The sequence below is a fragment of the Leeuwenhoekiella sp. H156 genome (assembly GCF_052218455.1).
Classification (GTDB): domain Bacteria; phylum Bacteroidota; class Bacteroidia; order Flavobacteriales; family Flavobacteriaceae; genus Leeuwenhoekiella; species Leeuwenhoekiella parthenopeia.
Map to the genome: position 1 here is coordinate 2866043 of NZ_CP197499.1, position 18347 is coordinate 2884389.

An 18347-nucleotide genomic window follows, 5' to 3' on the forward strand; every position below is an offset into this window, starting at 1 on the left:
ATTCAAGTTTTAATTGCTTAATTTTGACCATAAAACAATTGATAAACCAAAAATATCCTCATGAAATTTTTTATTGATACCGCAAACCTTGATCAGATTAAAGAAGCTCAGGATCTGGGCGTACTTGATGGTGTAACCACGAACCCATCATTGATGGCTAAAGAAGGCATTACCGGAAGAGAAAATATTCTTAAGCATTATGTTGACATCTGTAATCTTGTTGACGGTGATGTGAGTGCAGAGGTAATCTCTACAGACTTTGACGGAATGGTTAAGGAAGGTGAAGAGCTTGCTGCATTACACGAGCAAATCGTAGTTAAAATACCAATGATTAAAGATGGTGTTAAAGCATTAAAATACTTTAGTGATAAAGGGATACGTACAAACTGTACTCTTGTATTCTCAGTAGGGCAGGCATTGCTTGCAGCTAAAGCAGGTGCTACTTATGTATCTCCGTTCTTAGGTCGTCTTGATGATATCTCTACAGATGGTCTTCAGCTTATCGCAGACATTCGTCTGGTATATGACAACTATGCTTTTGAGACTGAAATCCTTGCAGCTTCGATCCGTCACACGATGCACGTTATTGACTGTGCCAAGTTAGGATCTGATGTAATGACCGGGCCGCTTTCGTCTATAGAAGGTCTTTTGAGTCATCCACTTACAGATATAGGTCTGGAGAAATTCTTAGCCGATTATAAAAAAGGGAATAGCTAAAAAGCCATTCTTTCAAAATAAAAAATCGCCCGTCTTAAATCAAGACGGGCGATTTTTTTATTGGATTAATTCAGCTTAAAAAAACTCCGGATTATTTATTCAAAGCTGTAAGCAGTTCGCTTTCAAAAGTTGTGCTGAACAAATTGGTGTGCGCATTAATGATAAAACCATTTTGATCTACAATAAAGGTTTTAAGTGTAGAGCTTAAAGCCAGATCCTTTACCAGTTGATTGTAATCGCCGGTAAACAGAAACTGGTTTTGAGGTTTAAAGTCATAGCGCTCAATACTGCGTTTCCAGCTGGTGTAATCATCGTTTACGTTAATGGCCATAAACGTGAATTCCGGAAATTTTTCCAGGTAACTTTCTGCAAGTTGCTGGGCGCGTTTAGCGTGGGTTTTATTATCGTTTGACCAAAAGAAAATAAAAGCCGGTTTTTTTATGCTGGTTTCAAAAGTAACCGTGTCCTGTTGCAGCGTGAGCAATTGCTCATCGGGAATGCGTTTTCCGGTTTCGATCTTTTTATTTGCCGTGTATAAATCGCGAATTTCTTTCTTATCTGCTTCCGAAGGAATTTGATTCATATACATTTCGTATAGCGTTTCGCCTCCTTTTTTATCGTTGCTGTTCGCCAGATAGTCTTTGATCGTACGGGTTAGTAAAAAGCTTTTTACCGAGTCGTTTTTGATTTCAGACTGAATGAGACGCAGCTTATGCAGGTTGTGGGTAAATGACAGCGGATTGTAAGTTTCTTCTGTAAAGTATTCTCTAAAGGCTGCCTGATTGAAATAATTGAATAAAAATCGCTGGTAGGGATAAAGCTCTATAAATTTGGCTTCATTGAAGTTTACTTTTTTACGGTAATCGTAAAACGAGTTGGGTAGGGATTTGATAAAGTCAACGCGATCTACCCCAAAATGCGACATCGGGTAGACTTCAAGCCTGGCATAGTAATCATAATCTACAAGGGCTTGCGCTATGCTTTCAAAATCATCGCTTACATCGTGACTTTTTAAAAATTCATCAAGCATGTCCTGACGTTCATTCTTAAAACTCAGAATACTTCGGCTAAAAGTCGCCGGATCCTGCTGGTAGATTTCCCGTTGAATCATCAGATTGTTTTCTTCCTCATTCTTCAGGAAAAATTCAATAAGCAGGTTGTTTTCAGATGCACCGTAACCCGTGTAGGTCAGGGTTTCGTCAAACTCAAAAGTATTTACGCGAAGCAAAAGGCTGTCCCCCGGCTCTATATATACGATCTGCTCTTCATTATGCTCAAAAGTATAAATGCCTTTTGGAGTTTTTTTGAATTGATATAAAAAGCGATTGTTTTGATCTAACGAAATACTGTCCAGAAAAATACCATCTTTAGATAGAATCACATGATTCGATACCGGGTTCACCACCTCGCCACCCAGATATGTACCGGTGTCAGCTTTAGGAGTATCACTGCCGCAACCGGCTAATAATAAAATAAGTATGAAGAAAAGTAACTTTTCAATCATAGGAAGTCAGGTCTTGAGTTTAGGGACAGTAAAAATTACTTTGATGGCTATTGGAGGCTAAATGTAGCCGTGTTGTAGATTTTACCTTGTTAATTACAAGTTAAAACATAGAATTAAAAAGTTAATCTTTCATCTTTTACGGCAATAGCTGTACTTTTGCGGCCTTAATTAAAAAGAGGTTTGACTATGTTATCAGTATCTAATTTATCTGTTCAGTTTGGAAAGCGCGTGTTGTTTGATGAGGTTAATGTTTCCTTTACTCAGGGTAATTGCTATGGTATTATAGGTGCAAATGGCGCCGGAAAATCTACCTTTTTAAAAATTATTTCAGGAAAGGAAGACCCTACCAGTGGTCATGTGCATCTCGAGCCCGGTAAGCGTATGTCTGTTTTAGAACAGGATCACTACGCCTACGATGAGCATACGGTTCTGGAGACCGTGCTTATGGGGAATAAGCCCCTTTTTAAAATCAAGACGGAAATAGATGCGCTCTATGCCGATTATTCTGATGAAAATGCAGACCGCATAGGAGAACTTCAGGTTGAGTTTGAGGAAATGAACGGCTGGAATGCCGACAGTGATGCCGCTGCATTGCTTTCAAGTCTTGGGATTACCGAAGATTTACACTATAATCTCGTAAAGGATCTTGATAGTAAACAAAAAGTACGGGTGCTTTTGGCTCAGGCACTTTTTGGCAATCCTGATGTATTGATTATGGATGAGCCTACAAACGACCTCGATTACGAGACCATCAACTGGCTTGAGAACTTTTTGGCAAACTACGATAACTGTGTGATTGTGGTATCGCACGACCGTCACTTCCTGGATGCGGTTTGTACGCACATTTCAGATATTGATTTTGGTAAGATTTCCCATTTTAGCGGAAACTATACCTTCTGGTATGAATCTTCTCAGTTAGCCGCCCGTCAGCGTGCACAGCAGAACAAGAAAGCCGAAGAAAAGAAGAAAGAACTTGAAGAATTTATCCGTCGTTTTAGCGCAAACGTGGCTAAGAGTAAACAGGCTACTTCTCGTAAAAAGATGATTGAAAAACTCAATGTAAATGAGATTAAGCCTTCAAGCCGAAGATATCCTGCAATTATTTTTGAACGTGAACGTGAGGCCGGCGATCAGATTTTAAATATTGAAAAACTGGCTTCATCTATTGACGGGGAGATTCTGTTTAAAAACATTAACCTCAATCTGGCTAAAGGCGACAAGGTTGTGGTGTATTCAAAGGACAGCCGGGCTACTACGGCTTTCTACGAAATCATAAACGGCAAACAAAAAGCCTTAGAAGGTAAGTACGAGTGGGGTGTAACTACAAACCAATCGTATCTTCCGGTTGATAATCAGGAATATTTTGAAAACGATTTGACTTTGGTAGACTGGTTACGTCAATATGCCAAGACCGAAGAGGAACGCGAGGAAGTATTTTTGAGGGGGTTTTTAGGAAAAATGATTTTCTCAGGCGAGGAAGCGCTTAAAACATCTAATGTACTTTCAGGAGGTGAAAAAGTGCGTTGTATGTTAAGCAGAATGATGATGCAACGTGCAAATGTGTTGATGTTTGATGAACCTACAAACCACCTGGATCTGGAGTCGATTACCGCAATCAATAATAGTCTCAAGAATTTTAAAGGCACAATATTGCTTACGACAAGTGACCACGAGTTTGCTCAAACCGTTGGTAACCGCATCGTAGAGCTTACTCCAAAAGGTGTGATAGACCGCCATATGTCATTTGATGACTACATGAGCGATCCTAAGATCAAGGAACAGCGTAACCAAATGTATGCTGTTGAGGCCTAAATTTTAGTATATTGGCCTTCTCGATCCCAAATCAGGAAGGCCATTATGAAAATCAGGTTACTTATTTTAATCTTAGTTGTTTCTTTAGGTATAGCCTGTTCATCTGACGATGACGCCGCTACACAAGAAAATCTGGAAGATCCCGTAAATGCATTTGTGTTTGACGGGATTTTGTTTGATATGCAAACCTTATGGATTTTTGATGAAAATACCCAAAGCGACGAACCTTCAAAAATAGGTTTCAATTTCTTCAATAAAACTACGGCTCAAATGACTTCCGGGGAAGATCTGGATGACATTACCGCGATATATTTTGCGCTTACTGATGATGTTATCAAAGCGGTTACCTACACTAACGCGGTGGATTACGAGTTCTTTGTGGAAGGAACTATTTCTGAAGGGAGCTACAGCCGCGGTGACGCGATTTTAAATTACCAGGTAACCGCAGAACAGTCAGTAGCAATAGAGGTGGTGATTAACCGTATTACAGCATCAGAAATTTCCCTTGATTTTAGCTTTACCCGAAATGACGGCGAAGTCATTTACGGCAATTATTCGGGGACGTATCTCAATCTGAACGATTAAAGGCCTACTTTCTAAAGTGATTGATGAGTGCAAACGCACTTATCGCAGCAATAAAACCACTCAAAAATATCCTGAAAGTCGACAGATCTTCTCCCTGAGTAAGTGGGTAAAGTCTCCATAGTGAATAGATAAGAAGTGCTGCGTTTATAAGCAAATTCCATTTAGAACGCTGTGGTTTTTCTCCTTTCTGAATAAGCGGTCTTCCTTCTGAGCTTACGTATCCTTCTTCTTCCAGGCGGCTCTGTGATGCTTCAGCCTCAAGTTCGCTATCGATGTATTGTTCTTCTGCAAAAGCCTTTTCGACCAGATGTTTTGCTTTTATCAGGTTTTCTTTTTCAACAAAAAGCAATACTTCACTTTCATAATTTCCAAATCCTCCGCGTAACGCGCTTTCCTTATCATTGCGCAAAATGCTCTTTATCCCCGAGTCTTCCAGATAGGTTTTAAGGTAGTTTGCATTGATTTCAGAACCCGAGTAAACGCGTTCATAATTTGAGTCTGTGATCATTTACTGGGCTTTATCATACTGACAACGCCAGATTGCTGTATTGAAATTTTTGCCCAGGGCAAAACCATAAAACAGAACCACGGCGGCGATAGATTTAAACATAAAAAAGAATACCATCACATCCTGGCTAAAATCCTGTTCTCTGGTAAACAAACCATCAGGAACTAAAAGCGTAGCCACGACACTGGATAGGAGTATCGTGAAGATAAGGTTTTCAAAGTTCTTAAAAGGCCACATCATCCACTTGCGTAAAGGATGTAAATCATTTCCCCATTTGTGTATAAGGTAATAATAGCCGTTGCCCATTGGAGCAAAGAGTAAGGGATCGTCAGTTTTACTCAAAACAAACATCTTGGAAGGCGCCATGATTTTAAAACCTTTCAGGCTTATCTCATGTTCGTTTTCAAGACGGCTTATTTCTGAAAGGGCTTCCTGCGGAAATGTACCTTTAAAATATCGGGAATCCAGAAATCGCAGACGATAGTCTACACAAATCTTTTTTATGCTCTTTTCGTGAAAAATGCGATCCGATTGCAGCAGGTCAAAATTAAACTTCACGGCATCTTCAGGAGATTCTGATGCAAGATTGTTTAAAATGCGCTCGTTCTCACTTTCGCTTTTATTTATAAAACCGGTAACCCAGCTTATAAGGCCCTTTTCGGCATTCTTAAATTCTTCACGATACAGTTTATCGTGAATATTGGTTTTCTTTAACAGCATCTTTTTCTTTTTATGCTAAAATTAACCAATAACACCCAAAATCACAACCTTATAAATGCTAAAGTATTAACGCAGAACTGCCTGTAGCTGTTCTTCAAAGCGTTTCTGCAATTTGCTCATGATCTTGTCAATTTCCGCATCGGTTAAGGTTTTGTGCTCATCCTGAAGCGTAAAACTTACCGCATAACTCTTCTTGCCCTGAGGCAGGTTTTTCCCTTCATACACGTCAAACAGGGCTACTTTTTTGAGCAGCTTGTTTTCGGTCTTGTACGCTTCGTTATAGATTTCTTCAAAACTGATCTGCTTATCCAGCAGGAGTGCAAAATCGCGACGCACTGCAGGGTTTTTAGGAATAGGCGCGTAGCTTATTTTGTTTTGCTCAATAAGTTCTAAAATCGTGTCCCAGTTAAAATCTGCGTACAGCACCTCGAGATCAATGTCAAAGTGATTGCGAACGGCTTTGGCAACCAGTCCAAAATGTACCACGGGTTTTTTGTCAATGGTGTAAGTAAGACCTTCAGAGAATTCATTGCTTTTAACCGGCTTAATCTGCCAGTCTTTTATGCCCAGCCTGTTGAGCACCACTTCAACCATTCCTTTCAGGTTGAAAAATGTGGTGTTTTGCTGTTGCTGATACCAGTTTTCCGGATTTTGTTTTCCGCACAGAAGCAAGCTTAAATGCTTGTATTCTTCACGCTTGTCACCAAACTGATGATAGCTCTTGCCAAACTCAAACAACTTGAGGTCAGACTGGCGGCGGTTGCTGTTAAAGGCGACCACTTCAAGACCCGAAAATAAAAGCGATTGGCGCATCACCGATAGATCGGTACTTAGTGGATTGAGCATCTTAACGCTGTGTTCCTCTTTGTAAGCTTCATTTAAAGTTGCGTATTCAGGGTTGGTCAGCGAGTTGTTCAGGATCTCGTGAAATCCAAGAGACGCCAGTAAACTTCCTGTGATTTGCTGCACTTTATGATCGGCAAAACGGCTGGTTTTAGAAACAGAAGCATTCAGCTTTGCTTTAAACTTGATTTTATTATACCCGTAAACCCGAAGGATTTCTTCGATAACGTCTACTTCCCGGGTCACATCGTTACGATAGGCGGGGATCGTCATCCCGATACCAGACTCGGTGATGTTGTTGATTTTAATGTCTAATGAAGATAGAATAGACTTGATGGTCTCCTTCGGAATTTCTTCCCCAATAAGCTTCTGAGCCCGTTCAAAATTTAAAATGACCTGATGGTCTTCAATCTTTTTGGGATAAATATCCACAACATCGCTGGTTACATCACCGCCGGCTAATTCTTTAATCAGCAGTACGGCACGCATCAGCGCATATTCGGTAATACTTGGGTCAATGCCACGTTCAAACCGGAACGACGCATCGGTATTTAAACCGTGTCTTTTTGCGGTCTTACGAATGCTTACCGGATTGAAGTACGCACTTTCCAGAAATATGGACGTCGTATTTTCGGTAACACCACTATTCGCTCCGCCAAAGACACCCGCAATACACAGTGGTTTTTCGGCATCGCAAATCATCAGATCTTCTGCATCTAATTCGCGTTCTACGCCATCAAGAGTGGTAAATTTAGTACCCGAAGCTACAGTCTTTACATTGATTTGTTTTCCGGCGATTTTAGAAAGATCAAAAGCATGAAGCGGTTGTCCCAGTTCGTGTAAAACGTAATTGGTAATGTCGACCAGATTATTTTTCGGCGTAAGCCCTATTGCTTTCAGGCGGTTTTGCATCCATAGCGGAGATTCTTTCACGGTAAGACCGGTCATGGTAACCCCGCAGTAGCGTGGAGCCTTTTGCGCGTCAAGCACTTCAACACTTACTTTCTGGGTGCGGTTATCTATTCTAAAGGAACTCGTGGATGGAGTAATGAATTCCGGGTGTTTGCCCAGCTGAATAAGACCGGCACGCAGGTCGCGCGCAACACCCATATGGCTCATCGCATCGGCGCGGTTAGGCGTAAGCCCGATTTCAAAAACCAAATCATCTTCAACCTCAAAAACATCAGAGAGGGGAGTGCCCGGGGCAAGATCGTCATCAAGAATCATAATACCGTCGTGACTTTCGCCAAGTCCGAGTTCGTCTTCGGCGCAAATCATTCCGTTACTCACTTCGCCGCGTATTTTTCCTTTTTTGATTTTCCAGGCTTCGCCCTTATCATCAAACAAGGTTGTGCCCACAGTAGCTACAGGTACTTTTTGACCTGCATCAACGTTTGGCGCGCCGCAAACAATCTGCACGGGTTCACCATCGCCAATATCAACGGTGGTCAGTTTTAAACGGTCTGCATTGGGGTGCTTAACGCAGGTAAGCACGTGGCCTACCACGATATCTTTAAGTCCGCCTTTTACACTCTGAAAGTCTTCAATACCTTCAACTTCAAGACCTAAATCGGTAAGGAGATTGCCGGTTTTTTCGGCTTCCCAATCAATATTTAAAAACTGTTTTAGCCAGTTGTAACTTATTTGCATGCCTTTGTTTTAGAAAGGGCAAATATACTATTTACACCGCTTTTTGGCACTCTGAGTTATCGAAAATACAGAACTCAAATAATTCTGAATTCGGAATTCTGAATTCAGAATTAATACGGGCTAACTGATGTAATTCCAGATGTTTTTAAATTTCATCAGGGCTGCGTAGGTCTGGCGAATGGGCAGGTTTTCGGGTTTTTGTAATTGTGGATCCTCTTTCAAAACGGCCGAAGCATAACCGCGGGCGGCTTTCATGATCTCGTTATCTTTTACGATATCGGCGATTTTCAGGTTGAGCACGCCGCTTTGCTGGGTTCCCATAAGATCACCGGGACCACGCAGTTTAAGATCAACTTCTGCGATTTCAAAACCGTCATTGGTGCGGGTCATTGTTTGCAAACGGGTTTTACTGTCTTCCGAAAGTTTGTGACCGGTCATCAAAATGCAATAACTCTGGTCTGCACCACGTCCTACACGTCCCCGCAACTGGTGTAACTGCGAAAGCCCGAAACGCTCGGCACTTTCAATTACCATCACCGAAGCATTAGGTACATTAACGCCTACTTCAATCACGGTGGTGGCAACCATAATCTGGGTTTCGCCGTTTACAAAACGGTTCATCTCGTAGTTTTTATCGTCGGGTTTCATCTGGCCGTGAACGATAGAGATCTGGTAATCGGGCATCGGGAACTCGCGGCTGATGCTTTCATAACCGTCCATCAAATCCTTATAATCAAGCGCTTCACTTTCCTGAATCAACGGATAAACGATGTAGATTTGGCGGCCTTTTTTGATTTCATCCCTAATAAAACCGAAGACTTTCAGGCGGTTGTTATCATACCGATGTACCGTTTTAATGGCTTTCCTTCCGGGAGGCAGTTCGTCAATCACCGAAACATCGAGATCACCGTAAACACTCATCGCCAGCGTGCGGGGAATGGGCGTTGCGGTCATAATCAAAATGTGTGGAGGCAAATCGTTTTTGTGCCAAAGTTTACTGCGCTGGGCTACGCCAAAACGGTGCTGCTCGTCTATAATCGCCAGTCCCAGATTTTTAAACTGCACCTTATCTTCAAGCAGGGCATGGGTTCCAATTAAAATGTGTAGCGAGCCGTCTTCAAGACTTTCGTGAATCACGCGGCGTTCTCTGGTTTTTGACGAACCGGTGAGCAAGGCGATTTTAATGTCCAGCTTTTGACACAATTCGCTAAGTCCCTGATAATGCTGAATAGCCAATATTTCGGTGGGCGCCATCAGGCAGGCCTGGAAGCCATTGTCTATCGCAATAAGCATGGTGAGTAGGGCAACTATGGTTTTTCCGCTGCCTACATCGCCCTGTAATAAGCGGTTCATTTGTGCGGGCTTGCCCAGATCGTTCCGTATTTCTTTTACCACCCGTTTTTGAGCTTCTGTAAGTTCAAAAGGCAGGTGTTTGTTGTAAAACTCGGTAAAGTTTTCGCCTATATGTTCAAAGGCATAGCCCTTGATTTTTTTCTTGTGCAGCAGGTTTTTAACCAGTAATTGAAACTGAATGAAGAACAATTCTTCAAACTTCAGCCTGAATTGCGCCCGTGCCAGATTTTCCTGTTTCTGCGGAAAGTGAATATTGAGATAAGCCTTTTTGCGCGACATCAGCTTGAGGGTTTCAATAATTCCCGGCGACAGCGATTCGTCCAGTTCTTTATGTACTTCCTGAAACAGGGTTTGCATCAGCCCGTTCATCACCCGGTTTGTAATGCCGCGATTGCTCAGTTTTTCGGTGGAAGGATAAACGGGTTGCATCGCCGCCCGCAATCCCTTTTCGTGTTCTTCAAGCAGTTCGAGATCGGGGTGTGCGATCGAGTAGGTGCTGCCAAAACGCTGTACCCGGCCAAAAGCCACATAGGGCACGTTGATTTTAAGGCGTTCGCGTATCCATTTCAGGCCTTTAAACCACACCAGTTCCATCGCTCCGGTTTGATCAATGTAGGTAGCGACCAGACGTTTTGAGCGGCCCTCGCCCACGGTTTTGATGTGGGTCACTTTACCTATGATTTGCACATCTGCACTGGTGGGCTGCAGTTGGTTTATGGTATAATATTGAGTTTTATCGATGTAGCGGTTGGGGAAGAGGTTGAGCAAATCCTGATAGGTGTGAATGCCCAGCTCTGAGCGCAGCAAATCGGCCCGGCTGGGGCCCACGCCCTTCAGGTAATCTATAGGTGTTTGTAGTTTGCCCGCGTTCATCGCAACGAATATATAAAACGTCTCAATTTTATACGTGTATTCACCCGCATTAAACAAGCGCTTTTAAAATCAAATCCTTAATTTGGCAGCCAATTCTGGTTTTAACTAAAAATGACAGTTAAGAAGCTTTTCGCAACTGCGTAAAAGAATACCTGTCTAATCCAATCTGTGTTACAGATTTATAAATTGATGTATTGATGAAATGGTTTTTTTCGCTTATCGCCACGCTTTTGATAAGCACAGGGTATGGCCAGCAAACGCAAATAGTAGATTTTGAACGCATCTATGCCTTGCTCGACTTTAATTTTGCCGAAGCTTCCGTAAGCGGCGATCTGGAAATCAAATTTACCATGCTCGACGATACCGATTTTGTGTATCTCGATGCAAAAAATATTCTGCGCTATGAGTCGCTGCTTAACGAGAAACTCGTGAGCACACATACCGATGAGGGGCGTATCATTTTTACCGAAAGCTTCGCAAAAGGGCAGACCTATCACCTTAAACTCAAGTACACCGCTAAACCGGACAAGGCTCTTTATTTTGTGAATAACGGCGGTTTTCAGCAAATCTGGACGCAGGGTCAGGGCAAATACACCTCAAACTGGCTGCCCAGTATCGATGATATGAACGACAAGATTGAGTTTGACCTAAGCATCGTGGCCTATCCCGGTCAGGAAGTAGTGGCAAACGGTGTTTTAAAGGAAAAGGAAGAAAACGGCGAGAAGTTTATCTGGCATTATGAGATGTCTGAGCCTATGTCGAGTTATCTGGTTGCCGTTGTACTGGGTGATTATCGAAAGCAAAAGCGTGCGTCAGACAGCGGGATTCCGATAGAGCTGTACTATTATCCGGAAGATTCTATGAAGGTGATGACCACCTACCGCTACAGCGATGATATTTTTGATTATTTCGAAGAGGAAATAGGTGTTCCTTATCCCTGGCCCAATTATAAGCAGATTCCGGTAAAGGATTTTCTGTATGCCGGGATGGAAAACACCACCGCGACTATTTTTAGCGATCAGTATGTGGTAGACCGTACCGGTTTTACAGACCGCAATTATGTGAGTGTTAATGCGCACGAACTCGCCCATCAATGGTTTGGCGATTATGTGACCGAAACCTCCGGAACGCATCACTGGCTTCAGGAAGGTTTTGCGACTTATTATGCCTTACTCGCAGAGCGAAAATTTCTGGGTGATGATGAGTTTTACTGGAAGCTTTACGAGTCAGCAGAGCAGCTTCAGGCGCTTAGCAAGCAGGGTAAAGGCGAAAAGTTGCTGAATCCCAATGCGAGCTCGCTTACGTTTTACCAAAAAGGAGCCTGGGCGCTTTTCGCTTTGCGCAATAAAATTGGAGATGAGGCTTTTAAAACTGCGGTAAAAAATTATTTAAACAAGCACAAGTTTAGCAACGTGGAGACCGAAGATTTTCTGGTCGAGGCCCGTGCCGCCAGCGGTGAAGATCTGATGGATTTTGCCGGGACCTGGCTTGAGGGAACCGAGTTTCCATACGCAGAGGCTCAGGAGCTTCTAAAAGATTCACCGGTGATTCAGCGCTATAAACGCGTAGTAGCCCTGCGAGCTCAGTCTTTTGGTCAAAAGCAGAACAAACTGTTTGAACTTTTGGCTTTGCCTGATAAGTACAGCGGTCGGGAAGTTATTTACCAGTTGGCTAAAGTGCCGGCTTCATCTGCAGCGCGTATTTATGAGCGGGCGTTTTATACGAATAATGCCTGGGTGCGCCAGGCTATTGCCGAAACAATCACCGATGTGCCGGCATTTATGAAAGTGAATTACGAGCGTTTGCTCAATGACGATTCGTATCTCACCAGGGAATACGCTTTTTTCAATTTGTGGAGATCCTTTCCGGCAGACCGTCACACGTATTTAGACAAGATGAAAGGCGTGCAGGGTTTTGCAGATCATAATGTTGAAATTTTATGGCTGGCTCTGGCTATTTCTACTTTAGATTATGAGGAAGCTTACATACGCGATCATTTCTTTAGGCTTACCCGATTTACGGGTGATCGCTATGCGTTTGAGACCCGATTGAACGCTTTCGAAAAATTATACCAATTGCAGTTGTATGAGCCCAAAAGTCTGGCCAATCTGGTTGAGGCCTGTTTTCATCACAACTGGCGTTTTGCGCAGGCTTGCAAATCGATTTTAGATGAGGTGGTCAAAAACCCGGATTATCGCAAAGAACTGGAGAAATTGAAGTTTGACAATCCAAAAGAGCAGGCTTTGGTTAATGAAAAATTACTCTAAATGCGGGCTTTAGTTATTTCCGGAGGGGGGAGTAAAGGAGCCTATGCAGGTGGTGTGGCTCAACATCTTATTGAAGAGCAGGGTCATAAGTATGATTTGTTTCTGGGTACTTCAACCGGGAGTTTGCTTATTTCACAACTTGCCAATAATAACATTAAGCGGGCATACGAGGTCTATACTCAGGTTAACCAAAACACTATTTTTAATGTTAACCCTTTTAATATCAAGAAAAAGGGCGACCGGGAGTACGTTTCTATCAACTACTGGAATACCGTCTGGCAGTTTATAAAGCGCAAGCGCACTTTTGGTGAAAGCAAAAATCTGCTTAAAAACATCCGCAAGAATTTATCTAAAGCAGAGTTTGAAGACATTAAAAGGCAAACCGCAGATGTGGTGGTTACCGTCTCAAACCTTACTAAAAACACGGTAGAATACAAGTCTATTAAAAACTGGGAGTACGACGATTTTTGTGAGTGGATCTGGATAAGTTGCAACTACGTGCCCTTTATGAGTCTGGTTAATAAGAACGGTTTTGAATATGCCGATGGTGGTTTTGGGTGCATTGTGCCTATACGCGAGGCCATTCGCCGCGGGGCTACTGAGGTTGACGCGATTATTCTGGAGTCTGAGAATATGGAGTACAACAAGGTACTGGGGAAGAATCCGTTTTCGCTGATGGTAAATCTCTTTGGCTTTTTAATGGATCAGGTAGAATACCATGATGTGATCGTGGGCAAGCTGGCCGCGATTAATAGAGATGTGCCGCTTAATTTGTATTATACGCCTTCAAAACTTACCGAAAACAGCCTGATTTTCAACAAAAAATTAATGAGCAGCTGGTGGCAACAGGGTTGGGATTACGCTGCCGCGAAAGCAAAACAGGCTCAGGAAAATAAGTTGCGCCAAATTCCGGAAACCGAATAAACACTGACCGGGAATAAACCGAACGCGTCAATTTTCCGGAAGGATTTTGAAATAATATCTAGTTCGGGCTGTTAAGACATCTTACAACATCATCCAGACCTTCTTCATTCTCTGAGAGTACGACAAGAGTATCTCCTTCATTAATTACGGTAGCACCTTTCGGCGTAAGAAACTTATCATTGCGTTTAATCATTGCAATGATTGCATTTTTAGGGAATCCCAATTCTACTATTTTCTTATTAACAGCAGTACAGCTGGGTTTGATGACGATTTCTTTCATTGCCGTTTTAGGAATTTCAGATATCATACCGGCCATATTTTGCTTTGGTTTTTCTTCATCGGGCAGGCCTACATTAAGCCACCTCGCCACAATTGAAAGTGTAGTTCCCTGTATTAAAACTGAAGTCAGTGAGATAAAAAATACAATATTAAAAATCATATGCGCTTTCTCAATACCCGCGAGCAGCGGATAAGTAGCAAACACAATAGGCACCGCGCCTCGCAGTCCCACCCACGAGATGTAAAACCTGCGTCTCATTTTCATTTTAAAGAACATCAGGCTTATAAAAACGCCTATGGGTCTGGCAAGGAAAATGAGAAATAAGGAAATCATAAGACCTATCCCAATGAAAGGAACTACCTGAGTGGGAAATACTAATAAGCCAAGGGTTAAGAACAACACGATTTGCATAAGCCACGCAAGACCGTCAAACATTTTGAGGATTGTTTGTTTATGTATTAAATCCTGATTACCCAAATAAACTGCGCAGATGTAAATAGCAAGGAAACCATTTCCGCCAATAAATTCGGTAGCAGAAAAGGTTATAAACATCAGTGCAATTACCAGAACCGGATATAATCCTTCAAAACCCAATTCGATTTTATTGATGATAAGTTTGCTTAGTTTACCAAAAAGAAAACCGGCGATCCCGCCTAAAATCATTTGCCTCAATAGCATGGGTACGACCGAAAGCAGCCCCTGATCTTCATTGATCACTAAAGAAAGAAACGCGATGGTAAGCACGTAGGCCATGGGATCATTGCTGCCGCTTTCAAGCTCTAAAGTGGGTCTCAGATTGGTTTTGAGCGCCAGGCTCTTAGACCGTAAAATGGAAAAAACGGCAGCTGCATCGGTTGAAGAAACAATAGAACCCAGAAGCAAACTTTCGTAAATGGTGAAGTCTGTGATATAATACACAAAGAGGCCTAAAGAAACTGCAGTAAGCAGAACGCCCAGGGTAGAGAGCGCAAGACCTTCCCTAAGAATGGGTTTTACAGTTGACCAGTTGGTATCTAAACCCCCTGAAAAAAGAATAAAATTGAGGGATACGATGCCTATAAACTGCGCAATTTGCGGGTTGTCAAAATGAATACCGCCTATACCATCAGAACCTGCAAGCATGCCTACCACCAAAAACAACAGTAAAGTGGGAACCCCAAATTTATAAGAGGTCTTGCCTACAATGATGCTGATTAATAGTAAGACAGAGCCTACAAGAACAATATTTTCTATTGTTAGGTTCATTTGGAGACTTGATAAAGGATTTTTTTTATTGGATACGTTTTCCCTGTACGCTAAAAGAAAGGCCTTGCGTGCCGCGGGTTGAGATCATAATTCCTTCAAAAAGCGGGTCTGTTACTTCAGGATCATCAAGCCAGTCGAAGATAAAATTGCCGCCTGTGCCTCCTGTTTTGTCGCCTTCTTCAATGATGATTTCAACAGTCTCCAGTGGTTTTAGCTGAATGGGGAAATCAAAATAGGTGCGTATGGGATTACCCGCGGTATCGTAATAAACTCCTTTGGTCAAAATCACCGTATCGTTTTCACTGGTATTTCGCAGGCTTACCGTTACCGTAAGGTCGTGGGTGTTGTGTTCTGAAGTGCTGTAGATCTCCGAATAAATACCCAGATAGGTTTTGGCGGTTGTAAGCGAATCGGTTTCAGGCAGTTCAATGCGGCGATTTTCCCAGTTTATGGGATCAAGCGACTTTGAAGTAGGTTTAGTATTGTCGCAGGCTAAAAGCAGAAGCAATACCGGGATGAAGAAAAAAGTAACGCGCATAGACTTCGGTTTTAGTTGTTTATATTTATAAGGATTGGTTTATTCACTTTCATTTAAAGATTTAATCTTCGAAATTAGTGGGCTAAAATTTTCAAAAACAGTTTTTGAATTTTGCTTTAAAATAAAATCTTCAAATTTAGGTTTATCTAAATTCGATACTAAACCGCCATCTTCTTTTGACTTGGTTATGTAATATTCTTCTGTAAATAGACCTTCTTCGAATAGATTTTCAATGCCTTTTAATACCTTAGTATTTTTGACATTTTGATCGAAAATAAAACCATATGTTTTGTTCTCCTCCTTAATATCTGTTTTTACGTCACAATCATAAACAAATAGTATTTTATTATTGTGATTTGTTCTTTTGAAAAAGTCAAATAGAGTTGATAGTTGATTTTTGCCTGTACGATCTTTTAATTTTTCGACTATTTCAACTGAATTAATTAAACTTGGCTCTAAAATTTCAATTGCCTTTTTTATATAGGATATATTATTTCCTTCTGTAAAAATTGAAATTTTTTTATCGCTGAATTGGTCGAAAATAGTAATTCCTTCTTCGATTGTTATAAAGCCTTCAGACAATATTTTTATGGCGTGTTCTTTTTTTTCTTTTCTTATCAAACTTTCATTAGAGTTGTCAATTACATAGATAGAGTTTTCTTCAGCTAATGCTATACTTGTAACAGAATGCGTAGCCATAATAATTTTTAATTTCTTCTTCTCAACAAAAATATTCTTTAAAACATTCAGTAGTCTTGTGATCATTGTTGGATGGAGCGCAGAATCTATTTCATCTAATAATAATATTCTAGGTACGAATTTTTTCTTTGACTTATATATTAGCAAGGAAAGTGTAATTAATGTTTTTTCGCCAGATGAAAGTTGGGAGAAGCTTGTGCTATAACCTTTTTTTTTATTGATTAATTGTAGGTTTATTGGAAAATTAGCTCTGTCTACCCCTAATTGAATATCTAAATTATTAGATTGAAGAAAATATCCATTTGTATCATATTCAGTTAAAACCTGATTAATCTCTTCGACAGGTGATATTCCATATGTGTTGATAAATTCCTGTTCGGTCAAATAGGGTAAATTCTTATTGTTTTCAATATTTAAAGTTTTGTTGAATGAATTTTGTAGTTTAAGAAATTGATAATTTTTTTCTTTTTCAGCTATTTCTCCTAACAAAAAATCTGAAGTTTCAAAGTCATTAATACCTAATTTACTTAGGCTTTCAACTAAATTACTATTAGATAAGTAATCATACAGGTCTTTATCACTTTCTAATAAGATTTTACGAAATTCTGCTTCATATTCTGAATTAAATTGTTTTTCTTCTTTTTTAAAGAGATCTTTTAAAACTTCGATGTCATATTTGCTTCTATCGATGTCGTGTCGATTATTGAGATCCAAAAGAAAGTTGAAAACTTGTGAATTAAGATTGTTATGATTGTTCATTAACTCCATCTCAAACTGATTTCTGTCCAATTCTTTTTTCTTGAGAAGATGTAATCCACTATTTTCTTTAAAGAAAGTTTCAAAATTGTAACCTTTTTGTTGAATAAGATTGAAAATAATTTGTTGAAAAATATCTTTATCTGCTAAGTATTTTTTATTCAAATTTTGTTTAATAACGGATAATTTTTGGATAATTTGATTTCTTCCATTGTTCCAATTCGACTGAGATCCGTCATTATTTTGTGCTTCTATACTAAAACTATTGTAGTTATAATACTGTATTTCATTATTGCTAATTTTATCTATAAGTATATTTCCATTATTTATAGCTTGCAAAAAATGAGTTTTTCCGGCTCCGTTTATTCCCGTCAGTATCGAAAAATCACTAATTTCTATTGGGTCAAATTTTTTTATTGAAATATAATTATTCCTAAATGTGATTTTCATCATGCTATTTTTTACAATAAATAAGACTTTAAGATTTCAATTATCGAAAGGTGATTAGGTTAAAATAAAACCATAGTTTTTCTAAGTAAATCTGTTAGATTCTAATTGAAAAGTTCCCGGACCTCGGTTTTTAAATAGTCCAGAGCCACTCGTGTGGGATTTTCCTGCCCATCCGGATTCTGAATAAGATATTCCCTTAATTGATGGGCTGAGGTGATTTCGCTTTTTGCCACAGATTTACGCAGTTGTTGTATAAGCGCATTTTTTGAGGATTTAATCACACCCCAGCATTCTGAAGACAGGTAAATCTGTTGCGTAAGATTGTGTTCAAATTCCTGCTCGATGGTTGCGGCGAGCAGATCAACATAGGCTTTCTTATCGTCAGTCACCGGTTTCACGCGTATGAGCAATTGAGTGGGGTTTATGCGTTCTAAAAATAAGGTCAACCGCTCATAGGCCTGCAGTTTTAAAGGGAGCACGTCTTTTTGAGTCTCTTTATGTAATAAGAAACGGCGGCGGCCTTCTTCATTTTTCAGGAAAGAATCAAAAAAGTAATAGGCGATAACACCTACCACAATGGCAGGTCCTACAGCAATTGCAATTTCCAGGATTTGGTCCATAAA

The 18347-nt window shown here is 40.7% G+C and carries 14 protein-coding genes; 5 read left to right on the forward strand and 9 right to left on the reverse strand.

Features of this window, described 5'->3' with window-relative positions:
• Positions 1-60: 60 nt before the first annotated feature.
• Positions 61-717, forward strand: a complete 657-nt coding sequence (fsa, locus tag ACSSS3_RS12335) for a fructose-6-phosphate aldolase (RefSeq protein WP_228230930.1) — start codon at positions 61-63, stop codon at positions 715-717.
• A gap of 91 nt (positions 718-808) precedes the next feature.
• On the opposite strand, the gene ACSSS3_RS12340 is transcribed toward fsa, so the two are convergent.
• Positions 809-2221: a hypothetical protein gene (locus tag ACSSS3_RS12340; RefSeq protein WP_442844868.1), complete on the reverse strand. Its 1413-nt coding sequence runs from the start codon at positions 2219-2221 to the stop codon at positions 809-811.
• 186 nt (positions 2222-2407) lie between these two features.
• Between ACSSS3_RS12340 and ACSSS3_RS12345 the strand changes: the two genes are divergently transcribed.
• Together ACSSS3_RS12345 and ACSSS3_RS12350 are read left to right on the forward strand one after the other, a co-directional pair.
• Entirely contained in the window at positions 2408-4033 is a 1626-nt protein-coding gene (locus tag ACSSS3_RS12345) for an ABC-F family ATP-binding cassette domain-containing protein (RefSeq protein WP_228230928.1), read from the forward strand.
• A gap of 45 nt (positions 4034-4078) precedes the next feature.
• A complete protein-coding gene (locus tag ACSSS3_RS12350; protein WP_442844869.1) occupies positions 4079-4618 on the forward strand; it encodes a hypothetical protein in 540 nt (179 codons plus the stop codon).
• 4 nt (positions 4619-4622) lie between these two features.
• Here the strand turns inward: ACSSS3_RS12350 and ACSSS3_RS12355 are convergent, their stop codons facing one another.
• From ACSSS3_RS12355 to recG, 4 genes are all read right to left on the reverse strand, one after another.
• Positions 4623-5126, reverse strand: coding sequence for a putative signal transducing protein (locus ACSSS3_RS12355; RefSeq protein ID WP_442844870.1), 504 nt, complete (start codon positions 5124-5126; stop codon positions 4623-4625).
• Positions 5127-5846, reverse strand: coding sequence for a hypothetical protein (locus ACSSS3_RS12360; protein ID WP_442844871.1), 720 nt, complete (start codon positions 5844-5846; stop codon positions 5127-5129). It abuts the gene before it with no gap.
• A gap of 66 nt (positions 5847-5912) precedes the next feature.
• Positions 5913-8339 carry a phenylalanine--tRNA ligase subunit beta gene (gene pheT, locus ACSSS3_RS12365; protein ID WP_442844872.1) on the reverse strand — a complete coding sequence of 809 codons (2427 nt, stop codon included), beginning with the start codon at positions 8337-8339 and terminating at the stop codon, positions 5913-5915.
• Positions 8340-8459: 120 nt separating this feature from the next.
• On the reverse strand, positions 8460-10565 hold the full coding sequence (recG, locus tag ACSSS3_RS12370; protein WP_442847427.1) for an ATP-dependent DNA helicase RecG: 2106 nt from the start codon (positions 10563-10565) through the stop codon (positions 8460-8462).
• 197 nt (positions 10566-10762) lie between these two features.
• Between recG and ACSSS3_RS12375 the strand changes: the two genes are divergently transcribed.
• A complete protein-coding gene (locus ACSSS3_RS12375; RefSeq protein ID WP_442844873.1) occupies positions 10763-12832 on the forward strand; it encodes a M1 family metallopeptidase in 2070 nt (689 codons plus the stop codon).
• Entirely contained in the window at positions 12833-13756 is a 924-nt protein-coding gene (locus ACSSS3_RS12380) for a patatin-like phospholipase family protein (RefSeq protein ID WP_228230921.1), read from the forward strand.
• 58 nt (positions 13757-13814) lie between these two features.
• On the opposite strand, the gene ACSSS3_RS12385 is transcribed toward ACSSS3_RS12380, so the two are convergent.
• From ACSSS3_RS12385 to ACSSS3_RS12400, 4 genes are all read right to left on the reverse strand, one after another.
• Positions 13815-15281: a potassium/proton antiporter gene (locus ACSSS3_RS12385; protein WP_442844874.1), complete on the reverse strand. Its 1467-nt coding sequence runs from the start codon at positions 15279-15281 to the stop codon at positions 13815-13817.
• A 25-nt stretch (positions 15282-15306) separates the two neighbouring features.
• Complete coding sequence (locus tag ACSSS3_RS12390) at positions 15307-15819, reverse strand: DUF3124 domain-containing protein (RefSeq protein ID WP_442844875.1); 513 nt, start codon at positions 15817-15819, stop codon at positions 15307-15309.
• A gap of 39 nt (positions 15820-15858) precedes the next feature.
• On the reverse strand, positions 15859-17727 hold the full coding sequence (locus ACSSS3_RS12395) for an AAA family ATPase (protein WP_442844876.1): 1869 nt from the start codon (positions 17725-17727) through the stop codon (positions 15859-15861).
• A gap of 98 nt (positions 17728-17825) precedes the next feature.
• Complete coding sequence (locus ACSSS3_RS12400) at positions 17826-18344, reverse strand: DUF7935 family protein (RefSeq protein ID WP_442844877.1); 519 nt, start codon at positions 18342-18344, stop codon at positions 17826-17828.
• Positions 18345-18347 lie beyond the last annotated feature (3 nt).

Excerpts from the sequence above, each read along its gene's own strand:
- fsa (WP_228230930.1), top strand. The coding sequence starts at position 61 with ATGAAATTTTTTATTGATACCGCAAACCTTGATCAGATTAAAGAAGCT.
- ACSSS3_RS12340 (WP_442844868.1), bottom strand. The coding sequence starts at position 2,221 with ATGATTGAAAAGTTACTTTTCTTCATACTTATTTTATTATTAGCCGGT.
- ACSSS3_RS12345 (WP_228230928.1), top strand. The coding sequence starts at position 2,408 with ATGTTATCAGTATCTAATTTATCTGTTCAGTTTGGAAAGCGCGTGTTG.
- ACSSS3_RS12350 (WP_442844869.1), top strand. The coding sequence starts at position 4,079 with ATGAAAATCAGGTTACTTATTTTAATCTTAGTTGTTTCTTTAGGTATA.
- ACSSS3_RS12355 (WP_442844870.1), bottom strand. The coding sequence starts at position 5,126 with ATGATCACAGACTCAAATTATGAACGCGTTTACTCGGGTTCTGAAATC.
- ACSSS3_RS12360 (WP_442844871.1), bottom strand. The coding sequence starts at position 5,846 with ATGCTGTTAAAGAAAACCAATATTCACGATAAACTGTATCGTGAAGAA.
- pheT (WP_442844872.1), bottom strand. The coding sequence starts at position 8,339 with ATGCAAATAAGTTACAACTGGCTAAAACAGTTTTTAAATATTGATTGG.
- recG (WP_442847427.1), bottom strand. The coding sequence starts at position 10,565 with ATGAACGCGGGCAAACTACAAACACCTATAGATTACCTGAAGGGCGTG.
- ACSSS3_RS12375 (WP_442844873.1), top strand. The coding sequence starts at position 10,763 with ATGAAATGGTTTTTTTCGCTTATCGCCACGCTTTTGATAAGCACAGGG.
- ACSSS3_RS12380 (WP_228230921.1), top strand. The coding sequence starts at position 12,833 with ATGCGGGCTTTAGTTATTTCCGGAGGGGGGAGTAAAGGAGCCTATGCA.
- ACSSS3_RS12385 (WP_442844874.1), bottom strand. The coding sequence starts at position 15,281 with ATGAACCTAACAATAGAAAATATTGTTCTTGTAGGCTCTGTCTTACTA.
- ACSSS3_RS12390 (WP_442844875.1), bottom strand. The coding sequence starts at position 15,819 with ATGCGCGTTACTTTTTTCTTCATCCCGGTATTGCTTCTGCTTTTAGCC.
- ACSSS3_RS12395 (WP_442844876.1), bottom strand. The coding sequence starts at position 17,727 with ATGATGAAAATCACATTTAGGAATAATTATATTTCAATAAAAAAATTT.
- ACSSS3_RS12400 (WP_442844877.1), bottom strand. The coding sequence starts at position 18,344 with ATGGACCAAATCCTGGAAATTGCAATTGCTGTAGGACCTGCCATTGTG.